This window comes from Achromobacter sp. RT286_PF, assembly GCF_059760425.1.
Window position 1 is genome coordinate 70,085 of sequence record NZ_JCBAMR010000023.1, and the last position, 22,893, is coordinate 92,977.

At 63.8% G+C, this 22,893-nt stretch carries 16 protein-coding genes; 13 read left to right on the forward strand and 3 right to left on the reverse strand.

Annotated elements, in window-relative coordinates; genetic code table 11:
* Nucleotides 1–11 precede the first annotated feature (11 nt).
* Both AC6LJY_RS18060 and AC6LJY_RS18065 read right to left on the reverse strand, forming a co-directional pair.
* A complete protein-coding gene (locus AC6LJY_RS18060; protein ID WP_498136488.1) occupies nucleotides 12–3,437 on the reverse strand; it encodes a response regulator in 3,426 nt (1,141 codons plus the stop codon).
* A 226-nt stretch (nucleotides 3,438–3,663) separates the two neighbouring features.
* Nucleotides 3,664–4,650 (reverse strand): Bug family tripartite tricarboxylate transporter substrate binding protein, encoded by a 987-nt coding sequence (locus tag AC6LJY_RS18065; RefSeq protein WP_485131670.1) that lies wholly within the window; start codon nucleotides 4,648–4,650, stop codon nucleotides 3,664–3,666.
* A 273-nt stretch (nucleotides 4,651–4,923) separates the two neighbouring features.
* Between AC6LJY_RS18065 and kdgD the strand changes: the two genes are divergently transcribed.
* The 12 genes from kdgD to AC6LJY_RS18125 all read left to right on the forward strand — a co-directional run bounded on the left by kdgD (nucleotide 4,924) and on the right by AC6LJY_RS18125 (nucleotide 18,350).
* Complete coding sequence (gene kdgD, locus AC6LJY_RS18070; protein WP_104145789.1) at nucleotides 4,924–5,838, forward strand: 5-dehydro-4-deoxyglucarate dehydratase; 915 nt, start codon at nucleotides 4,924–4,926, stop codon at nucleotides 5,836–5,838.
* Between the two features lie 317 nt (nucleotides 5,839–6,155).
* Nucleotides 6,156–6,884 (forward strand): FadR/GntR family transcriptional regulator, encoded by a 729-nt coding sequence (locus AC6LJY_RS18075; RefSeq protein ID WP_046807055.1) that lies wholly within the window; start codon nucleotides 6,156–6,158, stop codon nucleotides 6,882–6,884.
* Between the two features lie 460 nt (nucleotides 6,885–7,344).
* Nucleotides 7,345–8,361: an amino acid ABC transporter substrate-binding protein gene (locus AC6LJY_RS18080; RefSeq protein WP_046807054.1), complete on the forward strand. Its 1,017-nt coding sequence runs from the start codon at nucleotides 7,345–7,347 to the stop codon at nucleotides 8,359–8,361.
* Nucleotides 8,362–8,525: 164 nt separating this feature from the next.
* Entirely contained in the window at nucleotides 8,526–9,734 is a 1,209-nt protein-coding gene (locus AC6LJY_RS18085) for an aminotransferase class I/II-fold pyridoxal phosphate-dependent enzyme (RefSeq protein WP_498136489.1), read from the forward strand.
* Between the two features lie 3 nt (nucleotides 9,735–9,737).
* Nucleotides 9,738–10,928 (forward strand): amino acid ABC transporter permease, encoded by a 1,191-nt coding sequence (locus AC6LJY_RS18090; RefSeq protein ID WP_046807052.1) that lies wholly within the window; start codon nucleotides 9,738–9,740, stop codon nucleotides 10,926–10,928.
* A 1-nt stretch (nucleotide 10,929) separates the two neighbouring features.
* A complete protein-coding gene (locus AC6LJY_RS18095) occupies nucleotides 10,930–12,033 on the forward strand; it encodes an amino acid ABC transporter permease (protein WP_498136490.1) in 1,104 nt (367 codons plus the stop codon).
* Between the two features lie 41 nt (nucleotides 12,034–12,074).
* The gene (locus AC6LJY_RS18100) at nucleotides 12,075–12,815 is read left to right on the forward strand and encodes an amino acid ABC transporter ATP-binding protein (protein ID WP_046807050.1); all 741 of its coding nucleotides are present in this window, start codon (nucleotides 12,075–12,077) and stop codon (nucleotides 12,813–12,815) included.
* Between the two features lie 287 nt (nucleotides 12,816–13,102).
* Nucleotides 13,103–13,567: a toxin VasX gene (locus AC6LJY_RS18105; protein ID WP_498136491.1), complete on the forward strand. Its 465-nt coding sequence runs from the start codon at nucleotides 13,103–13,105 to the stop codon at nucleotides 13,565–13,567.
* Nucleotides 13,510–15,819, forward strand: a complete 2,310-nt coding sequence (locus AC6LJY_RS18110; protein WP_498136492.1) for a T6SS effector BTH_I2691 family protein — start codon at nucleotides 13,510–13,512, stop codon at nucleotides 15,817–15,819. Before AC6LJY_RS18105 ends, AC6LJY_RS18110 begins: the two co-directional genes overlap by 58 nt.
* Nucleotides 15,819–16,928, forward strand: coding sequence for a hypothetical protein (locus AC6LJY_RS18115; protein ID WP_498136493.1), 1,110 nt, complete (start codon nucleotides 15,819–15,821; stop codon nucleotides 16,926–16,928). Before AC6LJY_RS18110 ends, AC6LJY_RS18115 begins: the two co-directional genes overlap by 1 nt.
* Before the next feature lie 34 nt (nucleotides 16,929–16,962).
* On the forward strand, nucleotides 16,963–17,220 hold the full coding sequence (locus tag AC6LJY_RS18120; protein WP_046807295.1) for a PAAR domain-containing protein: 258 nt from the start codon (nucleotides 16,963–16,965) through the stop codon (nucleotides 17,218–17,220).
* Between the two features lie 125 nt (nucleotides 17,221–17,345).
* Complete coding sequence (locus tag AC6LJY_RS18125; RefSeq protein ID WP_498136494.1) at nucleotides 17,346–18,350, forward strand: hypothetical protein; 1,005 nt, start codon at nucleotides 17,346–17,348, stop codon at nucleotides 18,348–18,350.
* Between the two features lie 85 nt (nucleotides 18,351–18,435).
* Here AC6LJY_RS18125 and ilvA read toward each other — a convergent pair whose 3' ends face one another.
* Nucleotides 18,436–20,001, reverse strand: coding sequence for a threonine ammonia-lyase, biosynthetic (gene ilvA / locus AC6LJY_RS18130; RefSeq protein WP_104145906.1), 1,566 nt, complete (start codon nucleotides 19,999–20,001; stop codon nucleotides 18,436–18,438).
* Between the two features lie 604 nt (nucleotides 20,002–20,605).
* Here ilvA and AC6LJY_RS18135 point away from each other — a divergent pair.
* On the forward strand, nucleotides 20,606–22,834 hold the full coding sequence (locus AC6LJY_RS18135) for an NADP-dependent isocitrate dehydrogenase (protein ID WP_498136495.1): 2,229 nt from the start codon (nucleotides 20,606–20,608) through the stop codon (nucleotides 22,832–22,834).
* Nucleotides 22,835–22,893: the final 59 nt, after the last annotated feature.

Here is a 22,893-nt window from a genome sequence, read left to right on the forward strand (position 1 = left end):
CGGACGCGGCGTTAGCTGCGCATCCAGACGCGCACCAGGGACAGCAAGCGTTCAACATCAAGAGGCTTGGCGATGTAGTCGTTGGCGCCGGCCGCCAGGCATTTCTCCTGGTCGTCCTTCATGGCCTTGGCGGTCAGCGCAATGATCGGCAGGCGCCGCCATTCCGGCCGGTTGCGGATGTGACGCATCGCCGTGTAGCCATCCATCTCCGGCATCATGATGTCCATCAGGACCAGGTCGATCGCGGCCATGCCGTCCGAACCGGCGCGCTCCAGCGCATCCAGCGCCTCGCGGCCGTTGCGCGCAATTTCCACGCGCAGGCCGGTAGGCTCAAGAATGCTGGACAGGGCGAACACGTTGCGCACGTCGTCTTCCACCACCAGCACCGTACGGCCTTCCAGCGTGGAATCGCGGCTGCGGGCCAGCTCCAGCATCTGACGATGCTCGGGGGGCAGTTCGGCTTCAACCTGGTGCAGGAACAGCGTCACTTCGTCCAGCAGGCGTTCGGGCGAACGCGCATCCTTGATGATGATGGACTTCGAGAAACGGCGCAGGTGCTGCTCTTCATCGCGCGACAGCGCGCGGCCCGTGTACACGATGACCGGCGGAAACGACACGCTTTCCTGCTCGGCCATCTGCTCCAGCAACTCATAGCCGCTGATGTCGGGCAGGTTCAAGTCCATCACCACGCAATCGAACGTGGTGCCGCGCAGCAGTTCCAGCGCCGCGGCAGCAGTGGCGGCGGGCACGATTTCGACATCGTTACGCGCCAGCAGCTGGCGCACGCTTTCGCGTTGGCGGTCGTCGTCTTCCACCACCAGCACGCGTCGCACGTGTTGGGTGAACTTGGCTTCCAGGCGCCGCAAGGCTTCCACCAGCTCTTCGCGCTTGACGGGCTTGAGGGCGTAGCCGACGGCGCCCCGGCCCATGGCTTCCTGCGCGTAGTCCGCTACCGACACCACGTGCACGGGGATGTGGCGCGTTTGCGGGTTGCGTTTCAGTTGATCCAGGACGCCTAGCCCGGAAAAATCAGGCAGGTTCACGTCCAGCACGATGGCGTTGGGGCGCTTTTGCGTCGCAAGCTCCAGGCCGTCGGTGGCGGTGTGCGCCGTCAGGCAGCCAAAGCCCATTTCGCGGGCCAGGTCGGCAAGAATGCCGGCAAAGCGCTCGTCGTCCTCGATGACGAGAATGCTGCGTTCCGGCTCGGCGCTGTCACTGTCGCCGGCGGGCGCGGGGGTATCGGGCACCTTGGCGGCCGCCGGCGACTGCCGCGTTTCGACCGCGGCATACACCGGCTTGGCGATGCGGGGAAACGGCGCCACGCTGCTACGCGTTTGCGCGGGCGGCGCGTTTTCCAGGCGCACCGGCACTTCCAGCGTGAAAACGCTGCCCTGCCCCGGTGTGCTGGCCACGGTCAGCTTGCCGCCCAGCAGTTCGGCCAGATCGCGCGAGATCGACAGCCCCAGCCCCGTGCCGCCGTACTTGCGATGCGTGCTGCCGTCTGCCTGCCGGAACGCTTCGAAGATCAGCTCTTGCTGCTCGGCCGGCACGCCGATGCCGGTGTCGTGCACCGCAAAAAGCAGGCGGTCGCGGCCCGCGCGCGAAACGCGCAGCGCCACCGTGCCGCGCTCGGTGAATTTCAGCGCGTTCGACAACAGGTTCTTCAGCACCTGGCCCAGGCGCTTGGGGTCGGTGTGCATAGCCGGCGGGACGGCGGAGTCGATATCCAATTCCAGCGCCAGGCCCTTTTCCAGCGCCATCGGCCGCAGGGGTTCCAGCAGGCGTTGCAGGGTCGAGGCGATGGTCACCTGCTCGACTTCCATCGTGGCTTGCCCGGCCTCGATCTTGGCCAGGTCCAGGATGTCGTTGATCAGCGTCAGCAGGTCGCTGCCGGCGGCGTAGATGGTTTGCGCGTACTTGACCTGTTCGGTGCTGAGGTTGCCGGGCTTGTTGTCCGACAGCAGCTTGGCCAGGATCAGCGTGGAATTAAGCGGCGTGCGCAGCTCGTGGCTCATGTTGGCCAGGAACTCGCTCTTGAACTGGCTGGCCTGCGTCAGTTGGCGGGCCTTCTCGGTCAGCGCGCCCTGCACCCGCAGCAGTTGTTCGGCCTGCGCTTCCAGGTTGGTATTGGTCTGCTCAAGCTCGGTCTGCTGCAATTCCATGCGCGCCTGCGATTCCTGCAGGATACGGCTTTGCTGCTCAAGCTCTTCGTTGCTGACGCGCAGTTCTTCCTGCTGGGTTTGCAACTCTTCGGCCTGACGCTGGGTTTCTTCCAGCAGCGCTTCCAGGCGGGTACGGTCCTGGCCGGAGCGGATGGCCGAGGCCAGCATTTCCGAGGCGCCTTCCAGCAGGCCGCGTTCCACTTCACCCACCGGATGGTTGAAGCCCAGTTCGATTACGGCGTAGACGCGGCCGTTCATCATGGCCGGCGCCAGCACCAGTTCGGCCGGGTTGGAACGGCCCACGGCGGACGCCAATTCCAGATGGCCTGCCGGCACGTCGCGCACATGCAGCAGGCGGCGCGACGTGACGGCCTGGCCGGTCAGCCCTTCAGCCGGCAAGATTTTGCGTGCCAGTCGCTCGGGGGGCAAGGCGAACCCGCCGAACAGTTCAAGTTCGCCGGTGGCGCGATCCACCACGTAGCCCGCGCCCACCTCTGCGCCCAGGTACTCGGCCAGATAATCCAGCGAACGCTTGCCGATTTCATCCAGGCGCAAGTCGCCCTGCAAGCGCATGCTGAGACCCGACAAACCGGTGGTAACCCACGACTGCCTCGCCTTGGCCTGGTATTCACGCACGGTCATGCCGGCCGACAGCGCAATCAGCGCCAGCAACAGGATCGAGCCGCCCCACGAGTAATAGGCCGACGTGATGGCCGCCGACGCCCAGGCGTCGCGCCCAGCGGCCAGCTCTTCCATCTGCCGCGCATAAAGGTCGCTGACCAGCTCGCGCAGCCGGTCCATCGCGTCCTTGCCCGCGTCGGTGCGCACCATGGCCATGGCGCCTTCCGCGTTGCCGGCCTTTTGCATGTCGATGGTTTCGCGCAGCTCTTCGAGCTTCTGGCGGGTGATGCCTTCGATGTCGTTGACGATGCGGCGCTGCGAAGGGTCGTCGGACGTGGCGGCCTTGATGATGGCCAGCCGCTGTTCAATCAGCGGCAGCGCCCGCAAATACGGTTGCAGGTAAGGCAGTTCGCCCGTAAGCAGGTACCCGCGCTGGCCGATCTCGGCATCCTTGACGGCCGAATTGAACAGGCTGAGCTGGCGCAACGTTTCCGTGCTGCGGTCCATTGCCTTGACGGCTTCGGTGCGGCTGTCGGTAGAACGCACATTGACGAAGGCGATCACCAAAGTGGCTAGCGCGGCCGTCAGGAATCCGACCAACAAAGTCCGAGGAAAGGCAGAACGGTTGGCAGGCTGCGACGACGATTTCGGCATGGTAGCGGTGGCGGTTCAAGGTAGGGGCGAGTGCCGCTGCCCGACGACGCGGCGGCCCCGGAACATGAACGAGGCGCGGTCGTGGCTAACGGCCTTAAGCGCTGGACTATACCTGTTTTGAACGCGTCTCAACATGTGGAACGGTGCTGAAACCGTCCACCCTGCCCGCGCGGCGAAACGCGAGCCGCGACTACGCCCCGCGCCACCGCTTTGCCGCTGGATTGCCTTACTGAACCCGCAGCTTGCCGTCCGCGATGATCTTGGCCCATTTGGCCTGCTCACCGGTCTGGAACGCCGTGAATTGCGCGGGCGTATTCGGCGTGTAGGCCAGGCCGAGCGCCTTCATCTTGGCGTTGACGTCGGGCTTGGCGATGATGGCCGCAATGGTCTGGTTCAATCGGTCGACAACGGCGGGCGGCGTGTTGGCAGGCGCGTAGATGGCCTGCCAGCTACTGACGTCAAAGCCCGCGACACCCGCCTCCTGCATGGTCGGCACATCGGGCATGACGTCGGTGCGCTTGGCGGACGTGACTGCCAGCGCGCGCACCTTGCCGCTTTGAACGTAGGGCAAGGCAACCAGCGCGGTTTCGAACGAACTGGGAATCTGGCCGCCGATCAAATCCTGGATGGCCGGCGCGCTGCCCCGATACGGCACATGCGTCAGATGCGCCCCGGTCAATTGCTTGAACACCTCGCCGGAAAGATGCTGCGACGTGCCTTGCCCGGCCGAGCCGAAGGCGATGGTGTCGGGGTTGGCCTTGCCGGCCGCCACCACGTCCTGCACAGTTTTGTACGGCTGGTTTGCGCCGACGAGCAGCACGTTCGAAATGCTGCCCAGCAAGATCACCGGCGCAAAATCGCGGGCGGCGTTGTAGTTGATGCCGGGCAACAACGACGGGTTGATGGCGTGCGTGGCGATGGTGCCCAGCAGCAGCGTGTAGCCGTCCGGCTTGGCGCGCGCGACGGCGTCGGCGCCCAGCACACCGCCCGCGCCGCCCTTGTTTTCCACCAGCACGGTCTGGCTCAGGCTGGCACCGAGTTCCTGTGCAATGAGGCGCCCAAGAATGTCCGAGGTGCCACCCGCTGCAAATGGCACCACCAGGGTGATGGGCTTGGCGCGCGGCCAGTCGTCGGCGGCATGGGCCGAGGCGGCGGCCAGGGTGGTCAGGGCCAAAGCGGCGAACGTGCGGCGCAGCAGGGGGAATGCCTTCAAGCTTGTCTCCTAGGGGTCTTGTGGTCTTGTACGTTGTCGTACGACTTATGGAAAAAGGAGAATACTTCGTTGGAGGACCGCGTTTCAATCTAGGGTAATTCCGAATTCGTGGTGCCTCTGTAGGCGGTGTCTCATAGGGGCCACATAGAATTTTCGCTGCCGTTGCATCGTACGGGTTGTATGTTGTACGATGACATACATCTACTCCAGGCCAAGGATTTTTCCAGGCCGTCCCATGGTTCTACCCCCTCCTTTTTTTATTGGATGACAGGCATGACGACTCCCCAGGAACTCAAAGAAATCGTATCGGAAGGTTTGCTGTCCTTCCCCGTGACGGACTTTGACCAGAACGGCGATTTCAACGCCAAGACCTACGCCGCGCGCCTGGAATGGCTGGCCCCGTATGGCGCCACCGCGCTGTTCGCCGCAGGCGGCACTGGCGAGTTCTTCTCCCTGGCGCCCCAGGAATATTCCGACGTCATCCGCACCGCCGTGCAGACCTGCGCCGGCAAGGTGCCGATCCTGGCCGGCGCCGGCGGCCCCACCCGCACCGCCATCGCCTACGCACAAGAAGCCGAGCGCCAGGGCGCCAAGGGCATCCTGCTGCTGCCGCACTACCTGACCGAAGCCTCGCAAGACGGCATCGCCGCGCACGTGGAAGAAGTCTGCAAGTCCATCAAGATCGGCGTCATCGTCTACAACCGTGCCCAGTCCCGCCTGTCGGCCGACAGCCTGGAACGCCTGGCCGAACGCTGCCCGAACCTGGTCGGTTTCAAGGACGGCATTGGCGACATCGAAGCCATGGTGCGCATCCGCCGCAAGATGGGCGACCGCTTTTCGTACCTGGGCGGCCTGCCCACGGCCGAAGTCTATGCCGCCGCCTACCGCGCGCTGGGCGTGCCGGTGTATTCGTCGGCCGTCTTTAACTTCGTGCCCAAGACCGCCATGGATTTCTACCGCGCCATTGCCGCCGGGGACTCGGACACCACCAACCGCTTGCTGGATGATTTCTTCCTGCCGTACCTGGAAATCCGCAACCGCAAGGCCGGCTACGCCGTCAGCATCGTCAAGGCCGGCGCCAAGCTGGTCGGCCACGACGCCGGCCCGGTGCGCGCGCCGCTGACCGACCTGACGGGCGAAGAAATGGAAATGCTTAACGCTCTGATCAAGAAGCTTGGCCCGCAGTAACCACGCGGCCACGTACCCGCCGCTCGGCTGAGAAAGAACGCCCTCTGGTTTGAGGGCGTTTTTTTTGCTTACGCATCCCGCGCAACGAGGCATTGCTGAATACTCAGCCTGTATGTTGTCATACAGGTTGATGTTCTGAACGACCTTACCGTTGCCGTGTCGGCGTAAAAGCCCCGGGTCCGCGCCTTGTCCTGGCCTTCATCGCGGCCTCGATCGCCCCTTCGTACAAGCGGCCGCGATGCCCGGAAAGCGTACACTTGCGGCTCCGGACGCGGGCCTAAAGCCCGCTGCAACTGCCCCACCCTATAAGAGAGACGATGGAAACTCCCGCCCGGCCCCGCCAGCGTTCGCGCCTGACAGACGTGGTCATCCAGGAACTGAACAAGCGCCTGGACGCCCGCACCTATCGCGCCGGCGACAAGCTGCCGTCGGAACATGCGCTGTGCGATGAATTCAACGTCAGCCGCACGGTCATCCGCGAAGCGGTTGCGTCGATGCGCCTGAGCGGCCGGCTGGTCAGCAAGCCCGGCATCGGCGTATTCGTCACCGAAGACCGCGAAAAGCCCATCGACTTTGTCATCGAACCCGCTACCGACCCGCGCTGGGCCCTGCACATCATGGAGTTGCGCGCCGGGCTTGAGGTCGAAGCCTGTGGCCTGGCGGCCGAGCGCCGCAGCGCCTCGGACCTGAGCGGCATCGTGGAAGCGTTCGACGCGTTCAACCGCGCCACGCGCGACATGGAAGCCGCCGTCAAGGCCGACTACGAGTTCCACCTGTCCATTGCCAAGGCGTCCAACAACCCGCACTTTCCCGCGCTGCTGCGCGCGGCGGTGCGCGACGTCATGCTGGACTTGAACATCAAGCACGGCGGCAAGACCCCCGAAGAGCTCGAAACCTACGAAACCCGCAACGTGCGCGAACACGAGGCCATCCTGACCGCCATCATGCGCCGCGACCCCGGTGCCGCGCGCGCCGCCATGGCCCGCCACCTGGGCGACAGCATCGCCCGATACCGCAAGCTGCTGTCGCAGGCGCCCGCGCAATAGGCCGCCTGCCTGGGGGAAACCGTGCCGGCGTTGTCACTGCCCGGCACGGAAATTACGGGAATCCCCTTACTTGCTAGCTTGTATGACAGCTGCCATCATACGTCTCATGACTTGACGGATTGCGCGCATGCCGGTTTTGCCGGCCCAGGCTCGCCCAAGCGCCGTCCAAGCATGACTTTCGTTATGACCCTCGTTGTACAAGTACCGCCGATGAGTCCGATCCTATCTCTACGCACGACGTTCCAGCGCTACACGACGCGTATCCATCGGCACACCCCCTGACCTGAGCGCCTGAGCCGGTCAACCGCGCCCGTTCCGGGCCCGCTTCCCTTTCCTTCGCGCCTTCGCGTGCCCTACCCGCCCGGCCCCGGCCGGCGATCGGCTGCGCCTGCGCGACGGACCCCGCTTTCCCTTTCGCTTATTCCAAGCGTTTTCGACCCCCTCCCCAGGAGCATTCTCCATGCGTAAGTTTCTGACCACCGCCGTTGCGGCGACTTTGCTGTGCGCCGCCTCTGGCGCGCAAGCCGGCGTGACGTTCGATGCCGTCAAGAAAAAGGGTTTCTTGCAGTGCGGCTTTGCCGGCATTCCCGGCTTCTCGGTGTTGGACAGCAAGGGCGAATGGACGGGGCTGGACGTGGACATGTGCCGCGCCGTCGCGGCCGCCATGTTCGGCGACGCTTCGAAGGTCAAGGGCAATGTGTTGACCGCGCAAGCCAAGTTCACCGCCTTGCAGTCCGGCGAAATCGACATGCTGTCGCGCAACACCACGCAGACGCTGACCCGCGACACCACGCTGGGCCTGATCGGCGTGGGCGTGAACTTCTATGACGCGCAGGGCCTGATCGTCAAGAAGTCCATGAACGTGAAAACCGTGAAGGAACTGGACGGCGCGACGATCTGCGTGCAGCCCGGCACCACCACCGAGCTGAACCTGGCCGACTACTTCCGCAGCCGCGGCCTGACGTTCAAGCCCGTGCTGGTCGAGAACTACGACGAAAACTTCCGCCTGCTGGAATCGGGCCGTTGCGATGCCTATACCAACGACAAGTCCAACACCGCCGCCAACATGCGCACGCGCCTGGCCAAGCCGGAAGACTGGGAAATCCTGCCCGAAAACCTGTCCAAGGAACCCTTGGGCCCGATGGTTCGCCAGGGCGACGAACAGTGGTTCAACGTGGTGCGCTGGTCGCTGAACGCGATGCTGGAAGCCGAGGAATACGGCATCACGTCCAAAAACGTGGACGACATGCTCAAGAGCACCAACCCGAACGTGCAGCGCATCCTGGGCGTGACCCCGGGCATGGGCAAGAACCTGGGGCTGGACGATAAGTGGGCCTACAACATCATCAAGCAGGTGGGCAACTACGGCGAAAGCTATGACCGCGCCATGGGCAAGGACAGCCCGCTGAAGCTGGAACGCGGCCTGAACAAGCAGTGGACCCAAGGCGGCCTGATGTACGGCTGGCCGGTGCGTTAAGCGCCACCTGCTTCGCCTTAGCGACGGCGCAACCGCACTCTGGCAATACCCGCCGTCGCGGCATCCCGCCCTTGCGCGACTTCGCCCTGGTGCAAAGCCGCTTTTCTCTTTACCCGCAAGCCCGGCCATCGCACGGCCTGGTTTGCCCTTTTTACGTTGTAATCATGAACAGCATCGTCAATGCCCGCCTGAAACAGATCAAACCCTCGCCCAGCATGGCTGCCAAGATCGTCGTCGACGAACTGCGCCGCCAGGGCCGCGAGATCGCCGACTTCACGTTGGGCGAGCCCGACATGCCCACGCCCGCCCACATCGCGCGCGCCGGCCAGGACGCCATCGCCAGCGGCGACATCCGCTACACCAGCCCGAACGGCACCGTGGGCCTGCGCCGCGCCATCGCCAACAGCCTGCAACTGGGCCTGGGCGTGTCCTACGGCATGGACCAGATCACCGTGGGCGCGGGCGCCAAGCAGATCATCGGCGCCGCGTTGACGGCCAGCCTGGAACCGGGCGACGAAGTGATCGTGTGCGCGCCGTACTGGGTGTCTTACCCCGACATGGTGCTGCTGAACGAAGGCAAGCCCGTGGTTGTGACCGGCCCGGAATCGCAAGGGTTCAAGCTGGACGCCGCCACGCTGGAAGCCGCCATCACGCCGCGCACGCGCTGGTTGATCCTGAATTCGCCCAGCAACCCCAGCGGCGCCGTCTACAGCGCCGCCGAACTGCGCGCGCTGACCGACGTGCTGGTGCGCCATCCGCACGTCTGGATTCTTAGCGACGAAATCTACGCGCCCTTCTGCTATAGCGGCCAGGCGCACGCCTCGCCCGTGCAGGTCGAGCCGCAACTGATCGGCCGCACGCTGATCGTCAACGGCATGTCCAAGTCCTACGCCATGACGGGCTGGCGCGTGGGCTACGGTGCGGGCCCGGCCGAGCTGATCAAGGCCATGAGCACGGTCATGTCGCAAAGCACCTCGTGCCCCAGCGCGATCTCGCAAGTGGCCGCGCAGGCCGCCCTGGAAGGCGACCAGTCCAGCGTGACGCAGATGGTCGACATCTTCAAGGCGCGACGCGACCTGATCGTGCGCCGCCTGAACGCCATTCCCGGCATTTCGTGCGCCATGCCCGACGGCGCCTTCTACGTGTACGCCAACGTGCAAGGCCTGATCGGCCGCATCGGCCCGGCCGGCGAACTGAAGACGGACCTGGACGTCAGCCTGTTCTTCCTGCGCGAAGCCGGCGTTGCCGTGATCGACGGCGGCTCGTACGGCTTGTCGCCCTACGTGCGGTTCTCGTTCGCGACGTCCACCGAAGTCATCGAACAAGGCATGGACCGCCTGGAAGCGGCCGTCAAAGTCTTGATGGCGGACTAAGTCGTGGCCAAGCACACCGCGCTATCCCCGGCGCCGCGGCCCGCGCACCGGGTTTCCTGGAACGACCCGGCCACGCGCGCGCTGGTCTACCAGGTGCTGGCCCTGACGCTGGTCGGGGCCGGCGTTTGGTTCCTGGTGCACAACACGCTGCACAACCTGTCGATGCGCAACATCGCCACGGGGTTCGGCTTCCTGGACCGCGAGGCAGGCTTTGCGATTGGCGAATCCGTCATCGCCTACGGCCCGGCCGACACCTATGGCCGCGCGATCTTCGTGGGCGTGTTGAACACGCTACGCGTGGGCCTGCTGGCGCTGGTCGCCGCGACGATACTGGGCGTTTTCATCGGCGTCGGCCGCCTGTCGAAGAACTGGCTCGTCAAGAAAATCACCTCGGTGTACGTCGAGGTGATGCGCAACGTGCCGCTCTTGCTGCAACTGTTCTTCTGGTATGCGCTGATCACCGAAAACATGCCCGGCCCGCGCCAGGCGCACAACCCCTTGCCGGGCGTGTTCATTTCCAACCGGGGCCTGAAAGTGCCCGGGCTGGAAGGCGCGTCGCTGGACTGGGTGCTGGGCGGCCTGGCGCTGGCGATCGTGGCGATTCTGTTCCTGGGCCACTGGGGCACCAAGCGCCAGGAAGCCACGGGGCGCGCGTTTCCGCTGGGCCGCGCCGCCATCGGCTTGCTGATCGGCTTGCCCATCGTGGGCTGGCTGGCGGGCGGTGCATCGCTGACGTTGGACATGCCGGCGTTAAAGGGCTTCAACTTCGTCGGCGGGCTGACCCTGTCGCCGGAATTCGTCGCCCTGTTCCTGGGTCTTACCGTCTACACCTCGGCGTTCATCGCCGAAGTGGTGCGTTCGGGCATCCAGGCCGTCAACAACGGCCAGTGGGAAGCGGCCGGTTCGTTGGGCCTGCCACGCGCGAAAGTGCTGCGGCTGGTGGTGCTGCCGCAGGCCTTGCGCGTGATCATCCCGCCGATGACCAGCCAATACCTGAACCTGCTCAAGAACAGTTCGCTGGCGGTTGCCATCGGCTATCCGGACATCGTGTCGGTCGTGAACACCACGCTGAACCAGACCGGTCAGGCCATCGAAGGCATCCTCATCATCATGGGCGCCTACCTGACGGTCAGCCTGTCGATCTCGATATTCATGAATTGGTACAACAAGCGCATCGCGCTGGTGGAGCGTTGATATGAGCAGCACTACGCATTCCTTCACCGACGCCCTGCCCCCGCCCAGCACCCAGGTGGGCGCGTGGGCCTGGGTACGGTCGCGCCTGTTTTCGTCGCCGCTGAATATGCTGATCACGGTACTGCTGGCCTGGTTTTTGTTGATGTCGCTGCCGGCGCTGGTGGAATGGGCTTTCCTGAAGGCCAATTTCACCGCCACCAATGCCATGGAATGCCGCGCGTCCGTCGGCGGCGCCTGCTGGGCGTTCATCGTTGAAAAGCACCGGCTGATTCTGTTCGGCACCTATCCGTTCGACGAGCAATGGCGGCCGCTGATCGCGACGCTGATCCTGGTTGGCGTGATCGCGTGCAGCGGCATGCGCCGCTTCTGGAATGGCAAGCTGGCGCTGATCTGGACGGCCGGCCTGACGGCCGTGGCGCTGTTGATGTGGGGCGGCGTGTTCGGCCTGACGTATGTCGAGAACTCGCGCTGGGGCGGCCTGCCGTTGACGCTGATCCTGGCCACGTTCGGCATTGCGTTTGCCTTTCCTATCGGCGTAATGCTGGCCCTGGGCCGGCGTTCGAAAATGCCCGCCATCAAGGCGCTGTGCGTCGTGTACATCGAACTGATACGCGGCGTGCCGCTGATCAGCCTGCTGTTCATGTCGTCGGTGATGCTGCCCTTGTTCCTGCCGGAAGGCTTCACCATCGACAAGCTGCTGCGCGCGCAGATCGCCATCATCATGTTCGCCGCCGCCTACATCGCGGAAACGGTTCGCGGCGGCTTGCAGGCCATTCCGAAGGGGCAGTATGAAGGCGCCGATTCGCTGGGCCTGAATTACTGGCAGCAGATGCGCAAGATCATCCTGCCGCAAGCGCTGAAGATCGTGATTCCGCCGCTCGTCGGTATTTTCATCAGCCTGTTCAAGGACACGTCGCTGGTTGTCATCATCGGCATTTTCGATTTGACGCTGGCGGCCAAGGCGGCCCTGTCCGACGCGGCGTGGCGAGGTTTCGGGGTAGAGGCTTATCTCTTTATCTCGCTGATCTACTTCGCCTTTTGCTATTCCATGTCCAAATACAGTCAAGCGCTGGAAAAGCGCCTGGCCACCGGGCACGCGCGCTGATTGCGCCGCGTAGCCCCCGGTAAACCTTACGGAGACCAAGCATGTCGGATTCCATTATTCGATTGCAGGGCGTGAACAAGTGGTACGGCCAGTTCCACGTGCTGCGCAACATCAACCTGGACGTCGCGCCCGGTGAACGCATCGTGGTGTGCGGCCCGTCGGGCTCGGGCAAGTCCACCATGATCCGCTGCATCAACCGGCTGGAAGAACACCAGCAAGGGCAGATCATTGTTGACGGCACCGAGCTGACCAACGACCTCAAGCACATCGAGACCATCCGCCGCGAAGTGGGCATGGTGTTCCAGCACTTCAACCTGTTCCCGCACCTGACGGTGCTGGAGAACCTGACGCTGGGACCCATGTGGGTGCTCAAACAGCCGCGCGCGCAGGCCGAGGCCACGGCGATGAAGTACCTGGAACGCGTGCGCATCCCGGATCAGGCCAAGAAGTTTCCAGGCCAGTTGTCGGGCGGCCAGCAGCAGCGCGTGGCGATTGCGCGGTCCTTGTGCATGAACCCGAAGGTCATGCTGTTCGACGAGCCCACCTCGGCGCTGGACCCCGAAATGGTCAAGGAAGTGCTGGACGTGATGGTGACGCTGGCCCAGGAAAGCGGCATGACGATGATCTGCGTGACGCACGAAATGGGCTTTGCGCGCAAGGTCGCCAACCGCGTTATCTTCATGGACCGCGGGGAAATCATCGAGCAGAACAACCCGGATGCGTTCTTCGATAACCCGCGGAACGAGCGGACACAGCTGTTCCTGAGCCAGATATTGCACTGAGGCGCCTCTCATCAGCGTGACTGGCGTCGGTGCGCGTCTGACATGAAATGCCGTCCTTGAAGGGCGGCATTTTTTTAGGGCGGGTACGTGGCCTCGCCGCGAACGGTGCAAGTAGGTTGCAAGGGCGAATCGAGCGAATCGGGCGATGGGGAGGCTGGAAAAATCCCGAAGGGGCCGCGTAGCGCTGATTGGCCACGATTTCGTAATCCTCCTATAGATACACGCCTGCAAGCAAGGGAACATGGTGGGTTTTACTCCTTCCTGTAGCGGCTGTTCCCGCTTCGACCATGACGACCGAACCCAGTCTGGAATCCCTGGTACCGGAAATTCTCCGCATCGCTGATCAGACGCGCTGCGACGCGGGCCCCAGCGCCGTGGTCGCGTGCAAGAGCGAAGTCGCCATCTTGCCCCTGCGCTATGCCGTTGTGACCGACGCCGGCCCGGGCCTGGATACCTTGGCGCCTGCGCTACCGCCCCACCTTGTCGCCGATTTTCCGCCGCTACAGGGCAAGCACGCGCGCTATGCCGTACGCACGATGCGCAGAGGCTATCTGTACCTGTTCACGAAGCGCTACATGAAGGACTGGTTCTGCGAAAGTGCCTATCGCACCTATGACACCGGTCTGTTCAAGCGTGTCTTCCCTATGCGCCCCAGCATCACGCTCTTGAGCCGATCCATGAGCCCACAGCCCGTGTGCACGATCTGCACGGCCCGGCCGAAAGCGGCCCCGGTGCCTGGACCGTGTGCCTGAAAGCCCCCGAAGACATCGAAGAACTTCGCGCGCTGTTCACGCCCGATCCCTTGACCAAGCGCATGCTGGACTTGATATCCAGCTTCAGCCCGCTACGCAATCAACTACAGAACTTCGATATCCGAAAGCTGCTGATGTCGTGCTCGCGTACGCCGGACGTGCTGGACCCCAGCATCATCGACGACACGCTGGCGGACGCCATCGCGCAAGATCAGCCTGACACCGCGTCCGTCCTGGCAGGCCAGCTTTATTCCGATCCCGAGAACCGCTACGCGCGCCAAATCGTCGCCCTGGATCTGAAGGAAAGCGCACGCCGTGCTCGCGGCTTTGGCATCGTGCTGCACGACGCCATCGGGATCACGCAGCAGCTCAATAGCTGGCGCAACGACGCCTATGAAGCCGTGCAGCGGCACTTGGACAAGAAGGACGGCAAAGGCGTCGAGAACCAGCGCAAGGTCTTGGTGGCCCAGGCATTTCTCGACGTCAAGCAGCAGTTCGAAACCCGCTCGGCGGCGCTGGAAGCCCAACATTTCATCGACATCGAGCGAGCCAGGGTTTACGACCCCGGCATGGCGGTGGGCCGCAACTGGATCTTGAACGACGACGAGCGTGAACGCTGGGACAGCGCAGCAGACCAATACATCACCCAGTTCGAAGACGCGATGCGCGCCAAGGTCCAGGCGAAGCTGGACAGCGGGGAGTACCGGCGCAGGTTCGACAGCAAATATCTGTCTCCGGCAAAACCGGGGCAGGCGGTGCGCGTGGCAGACATGGACGTGGAGTTAACGACGTTCGACGCCGTGTCGGCGGCCGCCGAAAACGTCGGTGCCAAGCGCGCCAAGGATCACGAACGCTGGCTCACCAGCGAACAACTGCTGAGCGCGCTGGACGTCTACGACGACCGGGATCTGACAAGCGGCTGGCGCTTCGCGGGCCAGACGGGCTTGTGCGTGCTGGGCGCGGACGGATGTTCCAGCACGGCGGATCTGATCGAACAATGGTGGACGGGAAACCCGACCGACCGCGCCAACCTGGCGATGCGCGGCTTTGCGCTGAACCAAACAGAGATTCAGGCGGAATTGCAACGCACGCTGGACGCAGCGCGCCTTCAAGCGCAAACCCAGGCGCGTGATCCTATTCTGTCTAACGACAGGATGATCCAGCAGGTTCAGGCCGGGTTCGTCGCCGTTCAACATCTGGCTGATCTATTCGACAAGGCGAACGGATTGTTCGAAGCCTTGTCAGCCGCAGGTGAAACGAACCTGGCGGGTGGCGCCCTGGCCTGGTACTCCAGCCTGGGCCGCCAATCCCTGCGCTACGGCTCGACCGGCAAGGAATGGGCCTTCCATGGCATCACCCGAAGCTGGCTGGCGGCCAGCGTCAGCAAGCGGGCCACGAACTTGCGTATCGACGAACTGACCAAACTAGGGCGTAGCGCGGATCCCAAGCAATTGCGCGCACAGATTGGCCGGAACACCAGATTCGCATTTGCCACCGAACTTGTGGACGCCCATCGCAGCGACTTCTACAAGCTGCGCGCCAGCAGGTGGTTGCTGTTCTTTGAAGCGGCGTTAATTGCAATGCGGGTGCGGGATATGCCGGACGATGAACGCGGCGCGGGGGAGTTGATCGCCCATGGGTTGCTTGCGGGTGCTGCGGGTACGGAAATACTGGCGGCCGGGACGGAGTTGGTATTGCAGCATTACAGCGCCGCCAGCGTCACCGGTACGGGAGCGACGGTCTTTCTGGGGCAGCTGAAGCTGGTCGGTGGCACGTTGGCGGCGGTGGGTGGGGTGGTGTTGATGGGGTATGACTGGAAGGACGCACGCGCCGCTAGGCAGGAGCGCAAGCAAACGCTGTCACGCGCTTACTCGACTAGGTTTGCAGCGGGACTTGCCATCCTAGCCAGCCAGTCCAGTATCGCTTTCGCGGCCGCCGGGCCCATGTTCAGAATCTTGGCTGAGCGGGCGGCTAGAGCCACCGGGGTACAAGGAGCACTCGGTCTTGCGGCTGCTATTTCCAGCTATCTCGGACGACCAGCGGTCCTGCTGTTCATGCGAAACGTCTTGCTACGCAGTGCGTTGGTCGGACTGGTCGCCACTTTGGCAATATGCATCTTCGATGACGACGCTCTTGAAAAATGGTGCAAACGTTGCCTTTACCGGGGCTACGACTATCACGGCAACCCACCTTTCCGCGAAATCAGCGAAGAACTCTCTGCACTGTATAGCGCCTTGCTGGAGCTGCTGTAGTGTATTTGACAGAATGGATCATCTGGCTGAGTAACGTCAAATCAGACACCTGGATCAATGCCCATAGCGACGAACCTTATGAGGCGACTCCTATCTACGAAGATCCCGCACGATCAGAGCAAAATCGCGCGCATGCTCAACGCTTCTCCAAAGCGAAGATTCGAAGCCCCGTCTACGCTTGCGACAACACTATTCTCGAAATGCGCTGCGGCGGCATGGAAGAAAAGCGAGGCTTCATTACGTTCATTTCCGCTTTGTTCTTTCTCCCGATGGCTGGCGCTGTCCGGGGAGTTCATATTGACCTTACTCACTTTGGTTGGAGCAGCCTTGACGCGTGGGACGTCGCATATACGACTTTTGATTTTTTGCTCGGATTGAGCTTCCTATACGTCTACTTCAAATACCTCTTCCGCTTCACCCGCCTGGAATGCCTTACGTCCCGCCACCTGCTCATCCGATTCAACCGCATCACCCGCCAGGTCTATCTGCACCGCCCCCCCAGTTGCGGCGGTATCGCCGTGCTGCCTTGGGACGACATCCATCACGATGCAGTCCCCGGCGTGAACCTTGTCGTTGGCTGGTACCCGCCCTATTCCCCGCTGCCTTTCCCCAACATGGTTTTCGTCGGCAAGAAAAGCGTCAGCGAATTCGATATGAAAGCCGAATGGGAGTACATCCGCCGCTACATGGATGAAGGCGGTCTGGATGCGGTATCCCCGCCGCGCCTGAGTTCGCACCTGCCTTTGCCTTGGCCCGCCTTCGCGGCGCAGTTCGAGGCACTGGGCCCGTACCTGCGTCACAGCGGCCCACTGACGTGGCTTGGAATGCTATTGATATCTCCGGCCCTGCTGGTTATCGGCCTGGGACATTGGGTGTCGCTCATATTGTGCTGGCGTCCGCGTTGGCCAAAGATCATTTGGGAAGCCGGCTTGCCCGGCAAGCCGACCCCGCCGTTGACCACCATCGACGACTATCCGCCGGACGTTCGTGCGGCGTTGCTGGAAAACACGCATCGATGGGTTGTGCGGCCCGGTTCGCCGCCGCCACGGCCCAAGTTTTCATTGACCCGCCGCGGACGGCCCCGGGTAACTCCCCGCGACCCCGTTTGACTGCGCCCTTTATCGCTTTCCACCTGGAATATTCATGACTCCCATCGCCCTAGTCGGACACGCGCATTCCTGCCCCCTACATGGCCCCGGCACCATCGTCAGCGGAGCCTCCAGCGCCGCCGTCAATGGCAGGCCGATCGCGCGGGTGGGCGACCGCATCAGTTGCGGGGCGGTGATCGTCACCGGGTCGGCAGTGGCCAAAGTGGAAGGACAGCCGGTGGCTCGCCAAGGCGATACCACCAGCCACGGCGGCACGCTGATCGAAGGCGACGGCAGCTGGCTATCGGCGTAAGCGGCCGGGACGATGCCGGGCTGAAGGTGGCAAACCCGGGTCACGGAGCGCGGGCGCCGGATCGAAGGCGGTATATAGTCACCCCGGTACGCGTCACCATGCACGCGATCCAGGGAACCTGCCGAATGACGAGAAGCCACATCATGGCGTTTTTTCTCAGCCTGCTTGCCGCGCCGGCCGGCGCCGGCGTGATCTACGACAACCATGGCCTTGTCGTCGACATCACCACCGGCGGCCAGCGGGACTGGAATACCGGCCAGCGCCAGAACACGCGCAGCACCACCATTTCGTTCCAGGGCAACAAGCTGTGCGGCAAAGACGTCGGCAAGCTGCTGTACCCCGACGGCCGCAACATGGCCGCCAACGCGTTCTTCTGCACGGCCAACGCGCGGGCGTTGGAAACAGACGCGGTGCTGGCCTACTTCACCAGCTCCAGCGCCGATGCGGCGCTGGCGCACTTGCAAGTGGTCAACGGCGCGCTGCGGGTGAACCGGCTGGCCTTGTCCCGCCAGCCTGATCGCGACAAGCCCAGTGGCACGCGCTTTGAAGACGCGCGCCTGCCGGGCTGGACGCGCGTGGAAACCGCGTGGGCCGAAACGGTGATGATCCGGCACGCGTTGCTCGCGCCTGCGCAACTCTCGGTCAAACCTGGCGGGTCCGCGCCCGGAGCAACGGGTGCGGGAGCCACGCGCCCCGGGGTCATCAACCTGGGCGCGGGCAAGCTGCTGGATGTGGATGGCGACGTGGTCTACCTGGCCATTCCGCCCGGCCGCGATGTGGTGGTGGTGGAGCCGGCAACGCGCATCAAGGACGCACAGGGCGACATGCGGATCGTGCCGGAGGTCGTCAAGTTTGTAGACACGCCGTTGGCATTTCGCGCGGTGCGTTTGTCCACCGGGCAGGAGCTGGCGCGCCTGGACGTGAAGGACACGTGCGCCGCCCTGCCCGCCATCGAATTCAACCAGCCGGACCCGCTATATCCGTCCTCGACCCAGCGCGACGTCCTGTTCGACGACGTGCCCGCCTGGCGCGCGACCACGTTGCAATTGACGCAGACGGCGGGCCGCGCCACGTTGCAGCTGAAACCCGGCGTGACCTTGCCGACCAAGCCGAACTGCAAACGGGGCTGACGCCGCCGCGTGGCCAAGGCCCGGACCCTGTTGCCGTGAAGGGTGGCCCGGCAGCGCTTCGCACCTGCCGCGTGCCCTACCCGCCTCAGATCAGAAACTGCCGATACGCCTCGTTATCCGTTTCCTCGAAATGCGCGTACCCCAGTTGCCGCAGAAAGGCGTCCAGCGCCGCGCTGTCGGCCAGCGGGGCCTGGATGCCGACCAGCGCCGAGCTGAAATCCGCGCCCTGGTTGCGGTAGTGGAACAGGCTGATATTCCAGTTGGGCGCCATCTCGGACAGGAACTTCATCAGCGCGCCGGGGCGCTCGGGGAACTCGAAGCGGAACAGCCGCTCTCCGCCCGCCAGCGGCGAACGGCCGCCCACCATGTAGCGGATGTGCTGCTTGGACACCTCGTTGTACGTCAGGTCACTGACCGAAAACCCCTGCTCTTGCAGCGCCGCCATGATGTCGGCGGCATCGCCACGCCGCGCGATCTGCATGCTGACAAAGATGTGCGCGGTGTGCGCGTCGGCAATCCGGTAGTTGAACTCCGTGACGCTGCGCTGCCCCAACACGCGGCAGAACCGCCGGAAGCTGCCGCGCTCCTCGGGCACGGTCACGGCGAACACCGCTTCGCGCGCCTCGCCGACTTCGGCACGGTCTGCCACGAAGCGCATGCGATCGAAGTTCATGTTCGCGCCTGACGTCACGGCCACCATCGACAGCCCCTGCGCGTTTTCGCGTTCAACGTATTGCTTCAGCCCCGCCAACGCCAGCGCCCCCGCGGGCTCGAGCACGCTGCGCGTATCCAGGAACACGTCCTTGATTGCCGCGCACACCGCGTCGGTATTCACCAGGATGATTTCGTCCAGGTATTCGCGGCACAGGCGGAACGTTTCCTCGCCCACCAGCTTGACCGCCGTGCCGTCGGAAAACAGGCCGACTTCGGCCAGGTTGACGCGTGCGCCGGCCTTGATGGACTGCGCCATTGCGCAGGAATCCTCGGTCTGCACGCCGATCACCTTGACGCTGGGGTCCACTGCCTTCACATAGGCGGACACGCCCGCCGCCAGGCTGCCGCCGCCGATGGGCACGAACACCGCGTGCAGCGGGCCGGCGTGCTGGCGCAGGATCTCCATGCCGACGGTGCCCTGCCCGGCGATGACATACGGGTCGTCAAACGCGGGCACGAAAGTCATGTCGTGTTGCTGCGCCAGCGTTTGGGCATGGGCGTAGGCGTCGCTATAGGAATCGCCCGCCTGCACCACCGTGACGGTGGGGCCTCCGTGTGCGCGCACCGCATCCACCTTCACCTGCGGCGCGGTTTGCGGCACCACGATGATGGCGCGCACGCCCAGTCGCGCCGCCGAAATGGCCACGCCCTGCGCATGGTTGCCGGCGGACGCGGTGATCACGCCCCGGTCCAGCGCGGCCTGCGGCGTGTTGCGCATCTTGTTGTAGGCGCCGCGCACCTTGAAGGAAAAAACCGGCTGGTTGTCTTCGCGCTTCAGGTAGACCGTATTGTTCAGCCGCGTCGACAGGCCGCGCGCCAGGTCCAGCTCGGTCTCGCGGGCAATGTCGTACACCCGAGCCGTCAGAATCTGGCGCAGGTATTCCATGGGCGAGGCGTTGCCGTGCTGGAATGCGGTGTCGGGGGTAGCGGTTTGCATGGGGGTTCTCTGCTTTGGGGAAGATTTGCCCGGCAGAGGCGGCCACAAAAAACCCGCCTCGTGGGGCGGGTGGCTGTGACTGTTGCGGTCGCGCGCTAACCCACCATTTTCGGAATGATGGTAATAATCAGCGCAATGCGGACGGCGGGGAAATTCATGGCGCAAAGCTTGCGCCGGGTGCGCGAATTTGTCAAATCGGGCGCGGCGGCCTGACGGCGATATGGGGTTTGTGCTGCGGGCCACCGAGCCCCTCTCGTTCGCGTCATTGCCCGCCGGGTGGTTTGCCGGCCCGGCGCCCTTGCGCCATATCCTGGCCGTATTGATGCGATATCGAGCCCATAACGCAGGCTTTATCGGTGATTTCCCTGCGCGTCAAGCGTGTCGCGGTATTACAATACCGGCTTCGTGGCAGTTCGCACCTTCCAGAATGACCGGTCAAACCGGCTCATTAATAAAGGACGGGCAACCGCCAATTTGCGTGGATCCGGAGCCTGCTTCGCATCTGCCCATACGAACCCACTCTCGACAACATCTACCGGCGTACGCCGCTTAGCATGTTCGGGTTTGCGCCGAAAGCGCTATGCGCCGAACAGATTCAAGGATCATGTCTCTTACTCCGAAGATTATCTATACCCTCACCGATGAAGCGCCGGCGCTTGCAACCCGTTCGCTGCTGCCCATCGTCCAGGCATTCGCCAAGCCCGCGGGCGTCACGGTGGAAACGCGCGACATCTCCCTGGCCGGCCGCATCATCGCCCTGTTCCCGGATTACCTGGAAGACAGCCAGAAGCTGTCGGACGCCCTGGCCGAACTGGGCGCGCTGGCCGTCAAGCCCGAAGCCAACATCATCAAGCTGCCCAACATCAGCGCCTCGATGCCCCAGCTGAAGGCGGCCATCAAGGAACTGCAAGACCAGGGCTACAAGCTGCCCGACTACCCGGACGCCCCCACCAACGACACCGAACGCGACGTGAAAGCGCGCTACGACAAGGTCAAGGGCAGCGCCGTGAACCCGGTTCTGCGCGAAGGCAACTCCGACCGCCGCGCGCCGCTGTCGGTGAAGAACTACGCCCGCAAGCACCCGCACAAGATGGGCGCCTGGTCGGCTGATTCGAAGTCGCATGTGGCTCACATGTCCGACGGCGACTTCTACGGCACCGAAAAGTCGGCGCTGATCGCCGAGGCCGGCGACGTCAAGATCGAACTGACCGCCGCTGACGGCACCAAGACGGTCCTGAAGGAAAAGACCCCGGTCAAGGCCGGCGAGATCATCGACGCCGCCGTGCTGTCGACCGCCAAGCTCAAGTCCTTCCTGCAAGCCCAGATCGACGACGCCAAGACCACCGGCGTGCTGTTCTCGGTGCACCTGAAGGCCACGATGATGAAGGTGTCCGACCCGGTCATCTTCGGCCACGTGGTATCCGTGTTCTACAAGGATGTGCTGGCCCGCCACGCCGCCGTGCTCAAGCAAGCCGGTTTCGATCCCAACAACGGCATTGGCGACCTGTACGCCAAGATCCAATCGCTGCCCGCTGACCAGCAAGCCGCGATCACCGCCGACATCGACGCCGCCTACAAGACCCTGCCGCAACTGGCGATGGTCAATTCCGACAAGGGCATCACCAACCTGCACGTGCCCAGCGACGTCATCGTCGATGCGTCCATGCCGGCCATGATCCGCGACTCGGGCAAGATGTGGAACGCCGAGGGCCAGCTGCAAGACACCAAGGCCGTCATTCCCGACCGCAGCTACGCGGGCGTCTACCAGGCCGTCATCGACGACTGCAAGAAGAATGGCGCCTTCAATCCGGTCACGATGGGCAGCGTGCCCAACGTCGGCCTGATGGCGCAAGCCGCCGAAGAATACGGTTCGCACAACAAGACCTTTGTGGTCCCGGCATCGGGCACCGTGCGCGTCACCGACGCCTCGGGCAATGTGTTGCTGGAACAAGCCGTGGAAGCGGGCGACCTGTGGCGCATGTGCCAGACCAAGGACGCCGCCATCCAGGACTGGGTCAAGCTGGCCGTTACCCGTGCCCGCGCCAGCAAGACGCCGGCCGTTTTCTGGCTGGACGAAAAGCGCGCCCACGACGCCCAGGTCATCGCCAAGGTCAAACAGTACCTGAACGACCACGACACCAGCGGCCTGGACCTGCGCATCCTGAACCCGGTTGAAGCGACCAAGTTCTCGGTCAAGCGCATCCGCGAAGGCCTGGACACCATCTCGGTTACCGGCAACGTGCTGCGCGACTACCTGACCGACCTGTTCCCCATCATGGAGCTGGGCACCAGCGCCAAGATGCTGTCGATCGTTCCGCTGGTTGCCGGTGGCGGCCTGTTCGAAACGGGCGCGGGCGGCTCGGCCCCCAAGCACGTGCAACAGTTCCTGGAAGAAGGCTTCCTGCGCTGGGATTCGCTGGGCGAATTCATGGCGCTGGCCGAATCCCTGGACCACCTGGGCCGCGCGTACAAGAACCCGACTGCCCAGATCCTGGCCAAGACGCTGGATCAGGCAACCGCCAAGTTCCTGGACGAGAACAAGTCGCCGGACCGCAAGGTCGGCGGCCTGGACAACCGTGGCAGCCACTTCTACCTGGCCATGTACTGGGCCCAGGCCGTGGCCGCGCAAACCGACGACCGCGCGCTGGCTGCGCAGTTCGCCGGCGCGGCGGGCGCCTTTGCTGAAAACGAAGGCAAGATCGTTGAAGAACTGAAGGCCGCGCAGGGCAAGTCGGTGGATATCGGCGGCTACTACCAGCCCAACGAAGCGCTGGCCAGCCAGGCCATGCGCCCCAGCGCCACGCTGAACCAGGTGCTGGCCTCGATCGGCTAAGCGTCACTGTCCGGCGGCGCTTGCCGCCGGCACAAAAAAGCCGGCAGCCTTGGTAAGGC

Bases quoted from the DNA above. Each gene is read 5' to 3' on its own strand.
- AC6LJY_RS18060 (WP_498136488.1), bottom strand. From the start codon at position 3,437: ATGCCGAAATCGTCGTCGCAGCCTGCCAACCGTTCTGCCTTTCCTCGG.
- kdgD (WP_104145789.1), top strand. From the start codon at position 4,924: ATGACGACTCCCCAGGAACTCAAAGAAATCGTATCGGAAGGTTTGCTG.
- AC6LJY_RS18075 (WP_046807055.1), top strand. From the start codon at position 6,156: ATGGAAACTCCCGCCCGGCCCCGCCAGCGTTCGCGCCTGACAGACGTG.
- AC6LJY_RS18080 (WP_046807054.1), top strand. From the start codon at position 7,345: ATGCGTAAGTTTCTGACCACCGCCGTTGCGGCGACTTTGCTGTGCGCC.
- AC6LJY_RS18085 (WP_498136489.1), top strand. From the start codon at position 8,526: ATGAACAGCATCGTCAATGCCCGCCTGAAACAGATCAAACCCTCGCCC.
- AC6LJY_RS18095 (WP_498136490.1), top strand. From the start codon at position 10,930: ATGAGCAGCACTACGCATTCCTTCACCGACGCCCTGCCCCCGCCCAGC.
- AC6LJY_RS18100 (WP_046807050.1), top strand. From the start codon at position 12,075: ATGTCGGATTCCATTATTCGATTGCAGGGCGTGAACAAGTGGTACGGC.
- AC6LJY_RS18105 (WP_498136491.1), top strand. From the start codon at position 13,103: ATGACGACCGAACCCAGTCTGGAATCCCTGGTACCGGAAATTCTCCGC.
- AC6LJY_RS18120 (WP_046807295.1), top strand. From the start codon at position 16,963: ATGACTCCCATCGCCCTAGTCGGACACGCGCATTCCTGCCCCCTACAT.
- AC6LJY_RS18125 (WP_498136494.1), top strand. From the start codon at position 17,346: ATGACGAGAAGCCACATCATGGCGTTTTTTCTCAGCCTGCTTGCCGCG.
- ilvA (WP_104145906.1), bottom strand. From the start codon at position 20,001: ATGCAAACCGCTACCCCCGACACCGCATTCCAGCACGGCAACGCCTCG.
- AC6LJY_RS18135 (WP_498136495.1), top strand. From the start codon at position 20,606: ATGTCTCTTACTCCGAAGATTATCTATACCCTCACCGATGAAGCGCCG.